The sequence below is a fragment of the Peribacillus frigoritolerans genome, from assembly GCF_030676415.1.
GTDB classification, from domain to species: Bacteria; Bacillota; Bacilli; order Bacillales; family DSM-1321; genus Peribacillus; species Peribacillus frigoritolerans_A.
Map to the genome: position 1 here is coordinate 161,182 of NZ_JAUUTW010000003.1, position 12,328 is coordinate 173,509.

Below are 12,328 nucleotides of genomic sequence, written 5' to 3' on the forward strand. Positions count from 1 at the left end.
AAAATTAAAAAGTTGCTCATTTTGCAGAATCACTACATGCCTTTTCCACTGTCTGAATATGCTGGGATTCCCAGTTAACCAAAAAGATGCCGATGAAAATGAGTGATCCTCCAACTGCAACGTACCAGTGAACAGGCTCATCCAGCAAGAGGTAGCCAGATAGGACGCCGAAAAAGGGAGCTAGAAATAGGAAGGCGCTTGTTTTTGCAGAATCACCCTTTTGTAATAGGAAATACCAAACCGAAAATTGAACGATGGATGCCATGATGGCAAGCCATAACAAAATAATGATGGATGCTTGGGTAATCTTGAAAAAGGGCTGTTCAAAAAGAAATGATCCAATGAGCAGGAGAATACCCCCGCACAGCATTTGATAGGCTGACATGACCCAAGTGTCGAAAGTATGTCCCCAATTTTTCATCAATAGGGTCGCAATGGACCAGGAAATGGCTGACATCAATCCAAGGAGGGTGCCGGACTTCAAATCAAGATGTGCGCCCATTGTGATAAAGACGCCGATAAAGCCGAGCAAAACCCCCGACCATTGATGAAGGGTGTATATCGTTCTAAGAAATAACGTACCAAAAATGACCACTAATAATGGGTTCATGAATGTCAAGATCGATAGTTCCCCGGCTGAAATGGTCCTTAAACCTACAAAGATGCATCCCATGACACAAGCTGTCTGGAAAAAACCGATGATACTCAATTTCGTCCAATCCATAATCTTTTTTGGATGAGGGCGTTTGATGAGCTTAACGACAATAGCCATGATGAAACCTGCCAGGATGAACCGAATCGCTGCAAGTAACATCGGGGATGTATATGCTAAACCAATTTTTCCTATTGCGAATGATGACCCCATTAAAGCAGTAGTTAAAATGACCAGAAAACCAAAAATGAATTTGTTCATCTTTTCCACTCCCAAAATCTTCAACTATAATATTTTGATTGTGAAATTATATCATATTCACCAAATTCAGGAGTTCATTAATGAGGGTTAATCATGAATGAAAACGCTTCCTTTATATGATTTTTTGACATATGATAGCAATAGACATAGGTTAGGAGGAGACGGTATGACAGGAAAGTATAAACAGTTTGAAACGGCAGTCATTCATGAAGGATATGACTCGAAGAAGCATTTAGGAAGCTTGGCAACACCCTTATTCCAAACCTCAACATTCACTTTTGAAAATGCCGAGCAAGGGGAAAGGCGTTTTGCCGGTATGGAAGATGGATATATTTATTCTCGCCTTGGAAATCCAACGGTACAAGTGCTTGAAGAAAAGATTGCCGCTTTGGAAGGCGGGGAAACTGGCCTTGCTTTCGGTTCAGGGATGGCTGCCGTTTCAGCAGTACTTTTTGCTTTAACTAAAACAGATGACCACATCCTGTGCTCACAGGGATTATATGGTTGTACATTTGGCCTTCTGCAGCTAATGAAAAATAAATACCGCATCACCCATGATTTTTGTGAAATGGATACAGAAGAACAGGTAAGGAAAATGATCCGGCCGGAAACGACCTGCATATATGTAGAAACCCCGATCAATCCGACGATGAAAATGATTGACTTACAGATGGTGGTAAGAGTTGCGAAGGAATATAATGTGACGGTCGTAGTCGATAATACGTTTTCGACGCCCTACCTACAGAGACCGCTTGAATATGGCTGTGATATTGTCCTTCATAGCGCTACGAAATATCTTTGCGGGCATGGGGATGTCGTTGCGGGACTTGTCGTCGGTAAAAAGGAATTCATGAATCATGTAGCTGGGACTACACAGAAAGATATCGGTGGTATCATTTCACCATTCGATGCCTGGTTACTATTGCGGGGGTTAAAGACATTGCCTGTCAGGATGGACCGTCATTCGGCCAATGCAATGGCAATCTTTCATGAACTTAAGAAACATCCAAAGGTGAAAAAGGTATATTATCCAGGTGATGATGCTTCACCGGATCATTATATCATGCAAAAACAGATGAAACATGGCGGCGGCCTTATCTCTTTTGAATTGCATGGTACAAAACAGGATGCACAGGAATTCCTCAATAAATTGAAACTTATCAAAATTGCCGTAAGTCTAGGGGATGCCGAAACATTGATTCAGCATCCCGCTACCATGACGCACTCTGCAGTTCCTGAAGATTCACGGGAACAAATGGGCATCAGTAACCAGCTGGTCCGTCTCTCAGTTGGCCTTGAAGCTTGGCAGGATGTCTGGCAAGATCTTCAGCAAGCATTTTAGGGTACCATATCCCTTATTTAGTTCTTCTGTTTTTAATGAAGATGGTGATGGATACGATAAAAGTGATGGCAGCCAGGATATAAGAAATGTCTGTGATTACCGGATAGTCGTCGCTATTTCGTATCCCGATTCCTATGAACGCCCAAACGAATACGAGAGGATAGCACCAATCCCGGTTTTTACCTGCAAAGACAAAGGCCAGGATTGTTGCTGCAATCAGCAGGACGATCGTCCAGGTTAAACTGGAAACCCCAAAACCGTCCCATTTGATATAGGTGAGGTAATAAGAAATGTCAGCTATGGTTGCCACACTTACCCAGCCTGTATAAACGGAAAACGGAAATAGGTCGAAAGTAGCGTGTTTCACTTTTTTTATGCTAGTATAAATGACCATTAAAGTAACCAACAGAGCAATGATAATGAATACGGATAACAAAAAGTGCTCATAGTGCCAAGCCAAAAGCCAAGCGCCATTTAGGAAACAGCTTAAAGCGAACCAAGGGAAGGATGCCTTATAAGCAGGGCTGTTTTGATATTTACTTAAAAATTGCCTGAATACCCAGATGGCGAGCAGGAAATAGATCAAGCCCCATATGGAAAATACATAACCGGCAGGAGTGAAAAGGACATCCAGTTTATCGGAAATCTCTCCTGATGTTTGGCCGTTCAATGGCAGGAAATTGGCTAAAAAATTCATCGTGACGACGAACAGAAAGAAAATCAAGTTAATGATGGAAGTAATCATGGCCTTCCTCCTTGTATGAATTGTGATCCTTCTAACCTTATTCCACATATATAGCCTGGTTAACCTTTTTGGATCACATAGAGGAAACATGGGGGTCATTTTTTTCATAAAGAGAGGAAGTTCCTGTAACAATTGAACCATTTAAGGTTAGAAATTTTACATCTTCACTTTATGGTGATAAAATATTCAAAGATTCATATTATTTTAGTCCTTCGGGGTCGGGTGAAAATCCCAACCGGCGGTGATGAAGAAATTCTAAGCCCGCGAGCCTGTTAAAGGCAGGATTTGGTGAGATTCCAAAGCCGACAGTACAGTCTGGATGGGAGAAGGACGTGTGGAACCCAAGTGTATACGTACGCCTAATTTTTCGAAAATGAAAATATTAGGCTTTTTAGGTATACAATTTTTTTCACTCATTTCTCCTGTTAACTCCTTAGGTCATCCTAAGGGGTTTTTTATATTTTATAAAAGGGGGAAAAACATGTTTACGGGAATCATTGAGGATATCGGTACCGTACATTCCTTGAAAAAAGGAAAAAGCAGTATGGAGTTATCGATTCGTTCTGAAAAAATCCTTGAAGATGTGCATCTGGGGGATAGTATTTCAGTCAACGGGGTCTGCTTAACGGTAACGTCCTTCACGAAAAGTTTGTTTACGGTCGACGTGATGCCGGAAACGGTCAAAGCTTCCTCGATCCGGACGTTAAAATTGGGATCACCTGTTAATCTCGAACGAGCCATGAGTGCACAGGGAAGGTTTGGCGGCCATTTTGTTTCAGGTCATATCGACGGAACCGGAACAATCATAAAAAAAGAACGGAAAGAAAATGCCGTATATTATGTAATCCAATTGGAAGAAGGGCTTAGTACCTTTTGCATTCCAAAAGGTTCCGTGGCCATTGATGGAACGAGCTTGACGATATTTGGGATCGAAAGGAACCTTTTGACTGTATCATTGATTCCATTGACACATCAGGACACAATATTGGGACAAAAAGCGGCTGGCGATATCGTTAACATCGAAAACGACATGATAGGGAAATATATAATACATCAAATGAAAAATGGCAACCCAAAACCAGGACTGAATTTAGAGTTTTTGGCAGAGCATGGATTCTAATAAAAGGGCGGTGTAATGATGTTCCATACAATAGAAGAAGCAATAGAAGATTTGAAGGCTGGCAAGGTAGTAATCGTATCCGATGATGAAGACCGTGAAAATGAAGGGGATTTTGTAGTGTTGGCCGAAAAGGCGACACCGGAAGCGATTAATTTCATGGCGACTCATGGACGTGGTTTGATTTGTACAACCATCACTGAAGAACTGGCAGCGAAATTGAAACTGCATCCTATGGTAGGAGAAAATACCGATCATCATGGCACTGCTTTTACGGTAAGTGTCGATCATAAAAGCACCTCTACAGGTATCAGTGCTTTTGAAAGGTCCTTGACCATCCTTGAGCTTCTTAATGAAGATTCGGTCGCTGAAGATTTCCAAAGGCCTGGTCACACTTTTCCGATAGTCGCTAAAGAAGGCGGCGTATTAAGAAGGGCAGGACATACGGAGGCATCGGTGGACTTGGCGAAGTTATGCGGTGCCGCTCCAGCTGGTGTCATTTGTGAGATCATGAATGAAGATGGATCGATGGCCCGCGTATCCGATTTAGAAGTCATCGCTGATAAATTCAACCTGAAATTCATTACGATAGCCGATTTGATTCGGTATCTTCAACAAAATGATACAATCGGGAAACAGGAACTTGAACTGAACATCCCGAAAGCCTGAAGGATTTTAAGGAATTAAATCTTAACATCAAAAAAATGATATTGTTTTTAAAAATTAGGAGGAATTGGACATGGGGAAAACTATTGAAGCACAATTAATCGGATCAGGATTGAAAGTCGGAATCGTGGTAGGAAGATTTAATGAGTTTATCACAAGCAAGCTTTTAGGAGGGGCATTGGATGGCCTTAAGCGTCATGGCGTTGATGAGAATGATGTTGACATCGCGTGGGTCCCGGGTGCTTTTGAACTTCCGTTAATTGCTAAGAAACTTGTGAATACAGGTAAATATGATGCGGTAATCGGTCTTGGAACGGTAATCAGGGGTGCCACTACACATTATGATTATGTCTGCAATGAAGCAGCTAAAGGTATGGCTTCCGTTTCATTGGAAACAGGTGTACCGGTTATCTTCGGTTTGCTGACAACTGAGAATATTGAACAAGCAATTGAACGTGCAGGAACAAAATCAGGTAACAAAGGCTATGAAGCTGCGGTTAGTGCCATTGAAATGGCCAACCTTGGAAAATTGATAGAACAGTGATTCACATAAGGAAGCCGCAGGGATTAACATTCCTGCGGCTTTTTTTGATGTGCCGGTTCATGTCAACTTTCTTAAACCATTAAGCAATTCTTCAGAGTTCGTAAAGTTCCTAGCCATATGATCGATTAGCGAATGCTGATCTTCGACACTCGCCGCAACCTCTACAAACGGTTTTCTATTCTATGATGCAAGCTCCATTGGTGACTTCATTTATTGCTGTGCACTTCCTCGGATATTTTCCCTGTAGTATGGACGTTTTCTTAAAGCCCATTATAAAAATCGCCCAATCCTTTAACGCACCGGAGATCTCATTAAGCATGGCCGATTGTTTGATTTCTGCTTTCCGGCTCTATTCCAATTCTAACAACGCGTTTTTGGATGCGATTCCAATCAAACTTAGAAGGGTGGAGAGAAGGGTGTTTTTATAGATTATGGGAAATAAGGAATCATAAGGGAATTTTCAAAAAAAAAACCGAACAAAAGCATCACGTAATGGAAGCATGATAAAAATATACGGATATGATTATGCTACAATTGTAAAGATTGCAATTGAAATTCATGTCTTTAGGGAAAAGTAAATTTATTAGTTATTTAGGAGGGGTTTGTGTGTACCATCTCTTTACACATAATGATTTAGATGGAGTCGGCTGCGGCATTGTTGCTAAGCTGGCATTCGGAGAAGAAGTAGTGGTTAGTTATAATTCAATTGGTCGCCTTAATCAGAATGTAGGAGCATTTCTTGAGCAGGCTAAGATTGAAGATACATTGATCGTTACTGATCTATCGGTTGATGAAGATAACGAAAAAATGATTACTCAGTTTGTGGAAGATGGAGGCAAGGCGCTGCTGATTGATCATCATAAGTCAGCACTGCATTTGAACGAACACGATTGGGCATCTGTAACTGTCGAACAGGAAGATGGTAAACAGACGGCGGCGACATCATTATTCTATCAGTATGCAGTTGAAAATAAATTGCTGGAACCTTCAAGCATTGTCGCTGAATTCGTTGAATTGGTCCGTCAATATGATACTTGGGAATGGGAAGTCAATAAAAATACAACAGCAAAACGATTGAATGACCTGTTTTTCATGATTCCGATAGAGGAATTCGAAATGAAAATTGCAAATAAGCTGTCGACGGCTGAAAGTTTTACTTTTGACGAAGTGGAGCAAACCCTTCTCAATGTTGAAGAGAGTCGGGTAGATCGGTACATAAACAGGAAAAAAAGGGAAGTCTATCAGGCTACGGTCGGTCCCCATACAGCTGGTGTGGTCCATGCAGAGTCATACCACTCGGAATTGGGTAATGAACTGTCGAAAGAGTTCTCGCATCTGGATTATATAGCCATCCTGATGGTAGGAAGTAAAAGAATCAGCTTCCGGACAATCCACGATGATATAGATGTTTCTGAGGTTGCTGGCAAGTATGATGGGGGCGGCCACCAAAAAGCCGCCGGTTGTACCATGTCCGAAAAGGCATATGGCCAATATGTCGAAAAGACCTTCTATGCCGAGCCCCTTAAACGAGACGCACATAAGAATCAATTGAATGTAAAAGAATCCCCAGAGGGTTGCCTATATTCAACGAGAGACAAACAGGACATATTCATCTATGAAGATGAAGAAGAGGAATGGATTGTTGAAATCAACGGAAAACAACAGAAAAAAACATTCGATACATTCGCGGAAGCGGAAAAATACATGAAGCGGAAATACGCTGCATGGCTGGCCCATGATGAAAGGTATGAAGAGTTTATCAATAAGGGATGAATAGGAAAGCGGCTGTCCGAATGGGACAGCCGCTTTTCAATCTTCCATTGTCATTCATGATTTACCTTTTAAGCGGGACGGGGTGAACGATCGTGCGTGACTGTTTTTTTGGAATGGAATTTTGGCGATGAAGAATTGCATTGATTTCTCCGCCGATCACAAAAATCAGACCACTCAAATACAGCCATAGCATCAAGATGATGACGCCTCCTAAACTGCCGTAAGTGGAAGAGTAGTTGGCAAAGTTACTGACATAGAATGAAAATCCAAGTGATATTCCCAGCCAAAGTACAGTTGCGGTCACTGCCCCTGGGATGACATGTTTAATGGGAAAACTTTTATTCGGTGCAAAGCGATAAAAAAAGGCCAGGACAAGTGAGATGACCACAACTGCGATAACCCACCGTAATAAGCTGAATAATATTTGTGTTTCTTCAGGGATTGGAATGACTTGCTGTAATAAATCGATGATGACTTTTCCGAAGACGGGGAGACCCAACATGACGATGAACGCTACAACCAGGCCTAATGTCAACACAATGGAAATGAAGCGGGCTTTAATGAAATTCCTTGTTTCTTCAACATCATAAGCGATATTCATGGAATGGATGAACGCATTCATTCCGTTGGAAGCGGACCATATGGTGCCAAGGAAACCAAAAGTCAGTAAGCCTCCGTTCCGTTCAGATAATATGTTAATGATATTTTTCTCGATGACTTCCATCGTTTCCGCAGGCATGAAGGTTTTTATCGTGTTAAGGGCTGTCTGAATATCGATGTTCAGATAAGGTAATATGGACAGTAGTAAAATGAGCAAAGGGAATAGTGCCAGTAAATAGTAATAAGCTTGTTCTGCTGCCAGCCCGGTCACACGATCTTCTTTTATTTCTTTAATCAGTTTCTTTGAAAATTTTATCGACTTATTCATCTGGGCATCACTCCTGAATGGTTACTTAGGTTATCTGTTCTTTTCCCTCTGTTAATGAAAGTTAATCCTCAAAAGAAAAGAAATTGAAAGCTCTAATCCGCGCGCTTGTAGAAGCATGTGACAATGACATATCCTGCAACTCATCCAGTGATCGAATGTAACGTGGTTGATCCATTTGCTCCATAATAACCAAATTTGGAGTGAGGCAAGTCAGTTTTAAATGCTCCAGTAAAGTCGAGTAGTATCCCTGAATCTTGAAAGTTCGCGATCAACCTATGAATAATACGGCCAACACTACTACTAGGTATGATTTTATGCCCCCTTTATAACAAGTATAATAATATTCGGAAAATCATGGAGGGGAGTTATAAATGATAAACAGAAAAAAGGCCAGACAGCAATGTCTGGCCTTTTCACTATTGCACTTCTTTTCCTTGTTCCTTTTGAACCTTCGGAGGGGTCCATTTGAAGACTTTATTTAGGATATTATAGATGTGTTTGGATTCTTTTGTAAGGATCGGCCCAAGAATCGCTAAGGTCAAAACATAAAGTGCCGCAAACGGGGTTAGTATAGGCATTAAACCGCCAGCAATGCCTAAGTTGGCTAAAATGATGGAGAATTCGCCGCGTGAAACGATCGTTAAACCGATGTTTGCGGATGCTTTGTGAGATAAACCGGATTTGCGTCCGGCAATCATACCAGCGGCAAAGTTACCGATTATGGTGATGATGACGGCTCCAAGAACCATCCAGACCGCTCCGCCAAGGGTCGTCGGATCGATACTCAAGCCAAAGCTGAAGAAAAATATGGCCCCGAAGAAGTCTCTGAAGGGAATGACAAGTTTCTCAATCCTGTCGCTATGTTCCGTTTCAGAAAAGACTAGGCCGAGCAGTAATGCTCCGATGGCTTCCGCAACATGAATCGTTTCCGAGAAACCGGCGATGAAGAATAGTAATGCGAACACGACGATGATAAAAATCTCATCGGAAGTTATATTGAATAATTTGTTAAGGACCCCAGATGCTTTCCGGGCGATAACGAAAAATATCAGCATATACCCAATCGCGATAAGTGTAGAAAGTAATGTTCCCCAAACGGAACCAGAAGAGCTTAATACCAGTCCGGATACGACTGATAAATAAACAGCGAGGAAGATATCTTCAAACATGATGATGCCAAGGATTAGCTCCGTTTCATTGTTACCGGTCCTTTTAAGGTCCACAAGTACCTTTGCCACAATGGCACTTGAAGAAAAACTGATGATCCCGGTTAATATCAGAACCTCTTTTAATGGAAGACCGAGCAGGAAACCGTACAGCAAGGCCATTCCCACGTTGATTAAAATGTAATAGGTTCCGCCTGTCACGATATTTTTCCCGGACTTCATAAGCTTTTTAACGGAAAATTCAAGCCCTAGGTAAAACAAAAGGAATAAAATACCTACACGACCGAGGAATGCTATGATTTCATCACTTTCAATGAAACGCAGGTCAATTAATCCGAAGTGCGGGGCATGGGGGCCAACGAGCATCCCGATGATAATTAATAGTGGAACATTTGATATTTTGAATTTACCTGCAACGAGGGCGGCTAATGCCACTAGAAGTAGGGCAGTTCCCACTTCAAAGACTAAATGGTCCATATGAGCTTAGTCACTCCTTTCGTCGGTCAATAATTCTCTTGTCAGGTTACGGATATCTTTTCTTTCACCGGATATCACAAGGGTGTCGCCTGTTTCGATGATGGAGTCAGGACCAGGATTATTCAGTTGTTTTTTTCCTTTTTTGGAATGGGCGATGACGGTCACGTTATAATTGCTCCTGATATCAATCGAACCGATCGTTTGATTGATGGCCTTTGAGCCTGGTTCGACTTTGAACCATTCAATCACCAAGTCACCCAATGACATTTCAATCGTTTCAAGTGCTTGTGGTTTATAAACCATGCCGCCTATGATGGAAGCCAGTTGCCGGGATTCCTGATCGTTAAGGGTGATGCTCGATATGACATCTTCATGTTCGTTATCAAAATGGTATAATTCCCGACGGCCGTCATCGTGAATGACGATTACTAACTTTTCATCATTTCTCGTTATGATTTCGAATTTTTGGCCAATACCAGGAAGTTCACTTTCTCTAATTCTCACTGGAATTCCTCCTTAAAATGTTGGTTAGAGTTAATAGAAGATAGCAGAATGTTTATAAGTTAACGTCAATATTCGTCTTGAATTTCTTCTCCTTGGATATGCCGATGTATTTTAATGTCTCCGATGGACTGGAATGATGGTAATGCTTCTGTATCAAGGCGAGTGACACTCCTTGTTTATAGGCATGGTAGCCAAAAGTTTTACGCATCGAACTTGCTCCGAATTTGCCTGTCAGCCCTGCACCTTCCACAGCATCATGGATGATTCGGTGTGCCTGTTGGCGTGTAATCGGCTTTTTTGTCTTAGGGGAAAGAAATAAAAATTGACCTTCGATAACCTTCGAGCCTTTAAGGTATTCTTGTAAGGCGGTACGGACTTTCAGGTTCAAATAAATTTGGTTGACTTCATCATTTTCCGTCCGTTGCTCATAAAACTCCTTGATTTTGCCCGTTTCATCCAGAACGCTGGCGACGGTGATTTCGAGCATTTCATTTATCTTCATACCTGTATTGATGCCGAGTACAAACAATAAATAATCCCGACTGGAATGAGCGCGTAAGTATGATTTTATTTTGCTGATTTGATTGATATCCTTAAAGGCTTCTACATATTCCATAGATCTTCTCCTCTTGCCAATGTAACATAATTACATTTTAACACAAGTTATGTAACATTGCATGCGTTTAGTCCTGCGGGTGATTCCTATCCAAACAGTAATGCATGCTGTCGAACGTAAAAAAACCTTTTCCTTATTCTCTACTCGAATGAGGTAAAATACTCCAGGGGAGTTATTTAATACTGTTTGCATCATGGGGGACATCAGCCTGGAATGATACAAAAAAAGAAACCCCAAGTTGGGGTTTCCTCATCTTTTTAGTACACGGCTTTTTGTAATTTGTGAATGACCTCAAGTGAAAGCCCGGTTCCGATGGCAACTGATTCAAGCGGGTTATCTGCAAGTTTGACTGGGACGACAATTTCATTCGTCAGCCATTCTTGTATCCCGTTGAGAAGAGCACCCCCGCCGGATAAGATGACACCTTGATCGACGATATCCCCGCTCAATTCAGGAGGACAATCTTCCAAAGTGGCCCTGATTGCTTCCAGTATATGAAGAAGCGATTCCTGAATGGCTTCCTGGACGTCAGTGGATGATATTGTAATCGGTTTTGGAAGACCCGTTACAAGATCGCGGCCCCTGACTTCCATGGTGATCACGGAATGTTCAACGAGTGCGTAGCCGATTTCTTTTTTTATTTCCTCGGCTGTTCTTTCCCCAATCAGGACATTATGTTTTTTTCTAACATATTGGCTGATATCTTCATCCAATTGATCTCCGCCAATTCTGATTGAATTGCAAGAAACGACGCCGCCATAAGAGATGATTGCGACCTCAGTCGTTCCTCCGCCGATATCAACGATGACATTGGCAACGGGCTCTTCGACAGGCAGGCCCGCACCTATTGCTGCTGCTACTGGTTCCTCGATAAGGTGGACCTGTTTCGCTCCGCAGCTTTTGACTGCATCCTGAATGGCCCTTCTCTCAACTGATGTGGAACCTGATGGTGTACAGACCACTACACTAGGTTTGCGAATCGATAAACCTAGGGCCTTACTTGCTTTTTTCATGATTTCCCGAAGCATTTGCGCGGTCACATCAAAATCCGCAATGACACCATCCTTAAGCGGACGGATTGCCACAATATTTCCAGGTGTTTTCCCGATCATGTTTTTTGCATCCACACCGACTGCCAATACTTTATTAGTCTCTATATCAATGGCCACCACAGATGGCTCATTAAATACGATTCCTTTATTTTTACTGTAAACTAGCGTATTTGCAGTTCCTAAGTCAATGCCTATTTCTGTATTTGATAACATCTAGTCACCCCTCCATAAGAGTTTGACCCCTATATACTCATTCTACCTTTTATAGCGAGTTTGTGGGGGTGGGAAATCTAGTAAATGGTGGAAGTGTTGCGCTGTTCCTTTTGATAGAGCGAAAACATGATGAAATATAAAAGTGCACTGGCGATGGCAAGCACGCCAAGAACGGCAAATGTCCAATTGTAAGCAATCCATCATGTCATCGGAATGGTTAAGGCCCCAACATTCTGCCTATTGTAAAACGTAAACTGGATGCTGCAAAATAT

11 protein-coding genes, 1 pseudogene and 1 riboswitch are annotated in these 12,328 nt (G+C 41.9%); of the genes and pseudogenes, 5 read left to right on the forward strand and 7 right to left on the reverse strand.

Annotated features, from left to right (window positions below; translation table 11 throughout):
* Nucleotides 1-16: 16 nt before the first annotated feature.
* Complete coding sequence (locus Q8G36_RS04490; RefSeq protein WP_305159167.1) at nucleotides 17-913, reverse strand: DMT family transporter; 897 nt, start codon at nucleotides 911-913, stop codon at nucleotides 17-19.
* Between the two features lie 166 nt (nucleotides 914-1,079).
* Here Q8G36_RS04490 and megL point away from each other — a divergent pair, with 166 nt between their 5' ends.
* Nucleotides 1,080-2,255, forward strand: a complete 1,176-nt coding sequence (megL, locus tag Q8G36_RS04495) for a methionine gamma-lyase (protein WP_305159168.1) — start codon at nucleotides 1,080-1,082, stop codon at nucleotides 2,253-2,255.
* A gap of 13 nt (nucleotides 2,256-2,268) precedes the next feature.
* On the opposite strand, the gene Q8G36_RS04500 is transcribed toward megL, so the two are convergent.
* On the reverse strand, nucleotides 2,269-3,000 hold the full coding sequence (locus Q8G36_RS04500; RefSeq protein WP_305159169.1) for a TspO/MBR family protein: 732 nt from the start codon (nucleotides 2,998-3,000) through the stop codon (nucleotides 2,269-2,271).
* Nucleotides 3,001-3,204: 204 nt separating this feature from the next.
* A riboswitch (FMN riboswitch) is annotated at nucleotides 3,205-3,335 on the forward strand.
* A 146-nt stretch (nucleotides 3,336-3,481) separates the two neighbouring features.
* Here Q8G36_RS04500 and ribE (Q8G36_RS04505) point away from each other — a divergent pair.
* The 4 genes and pseudogenes from ribE (Q8G36_RS04505) to Q8G36_RS04520 all read left to right on the forward strand — a co-directional run bounded on the left by ribE (Q8G36_RS04505) (nucleotide 3,482) and on the right by Q8G36_RS04520 (nucleotide 7,100).
* On the forward strand, nucleotides 3,482-4,120 hold the full coding sequence (ribE, locus tag Q8G36_RS04505) for a riboflavin synthase (protein WP_251431494.1): 639 nt from the start codon (nucleotides 3,482-3,484) through the stop codon (nucleotides 4,118-4,120).
* A gap of 18 nt (nucleotides 4,121-4,138) precedes the next feature.
* Nucleotides 4,139-4,777: pseudogene (ribB, locus tag Q8G36_RS04510) on the forward strand (3,4-dihydroxy-2-butanone-4-phosphate synthase); the annotation flags it as partial.
* Between the two features lie 79 nt (nucleotides 4,778-4,856).
* On the forward strand, nucleotides 4,857-5,327 hold the full coding sequence (ribE, locus tag Q8G36_RS04515) for a 6,7-dimethyl-8-ribityllumazine synthase (RefSeq protein WP_305159170.1): 471 nt from the start codon (nucleotides 4,857-4,859) through the stop codon (nucleotides 5,325-5,327).
* 606 nt (nucleotides 5,328-5,933) lie between these two features.
* Entirely contained in the window at nucleotides 5,934-7,100 is a 1,167-nt protein-coding gene (locus Q8G36_RS04520; protein ID WP_305159171.1) for a DHH family phosphoesterase, read from the forward strand.
* A 61-nt stretch (nucleotides 7,101-7,161) separates the two neighbouring features.
* Here the strand turns inward: Q8G36_RS04520 and Q8G36_RS04525 are convergent, their stop codons facing one another.
* From Q8G36_RS04525 to mreBH, 5 genes are all read right to left on the reverse strand, one after another.
* Nucleotides 7,162-8,028 (reverse strand): YihY/virulence factor BrkB family protein, encoded by an 867-nt coding sequence (locus tag Q8G36_RS04525; protein ID WP_305159172.1) that lies wholly within the window; start codon nucleotides 8,026-8,028, stop codon nucleotides 7,162-7,164.
* Nucleotides 8,029-8,444: 416 nt separating this feature from the next.
* On the reverse strand, nucleotides 8,445-9,671 hold the full coding sequence (locus Q8G36_RS04530; protein WP_305159173.1) for a cation:proton antiporter: 1,227 nt from the start codon (nucleotides 9,669-9,671) through the stop codon (nucleotides 8,445-8,447).
* Between the two features lie 6 nt (nucleotides 9,672-9,677).
* Nucleotides 9,678-10,175 (reverse strand): cation:proton antiporter regulatory subunit, encoded by a 498-nt coding sequence (locus tag Q8G36_RS04535; RefSeq protein WP_214745985.1) that lies wholly within the window; start codon nucleotides 10,173-10,175, stop codon nucleotides 9,678-9,680.
* 52 nt (nucleotides 10,176-10,227) lie between these two features.
* Nucleotides 10,228-10,791 carry a tyrosine-type recombinase/integrase gene (locus tag Q8G36_RS04540; RefSeq protein ID WP_305159174.1) on the reverse strand — a complete coding sequence of 188 codons (564 nt, stop codon included), beginning with the start codon at nucleotides 10,789-10,791 and terminating at the stop codon, nucleotides 10,228-10,230.
* 257 nt (nucleotides 10,792-11,048) lie between these two features.
* A complete protein-coding gene (gene mreBH / locus Q8G36_RS04545) occupies nucleotides 11,049-12,056 on the reverse strand; it encodes a rod-share determining protein MreBH (protein WP_305159175.1) in 1,008 nt (335 codons plus the stop codon).
* Nucleotides 12,057-12,328: the final 272 nt, after the last annotated feature.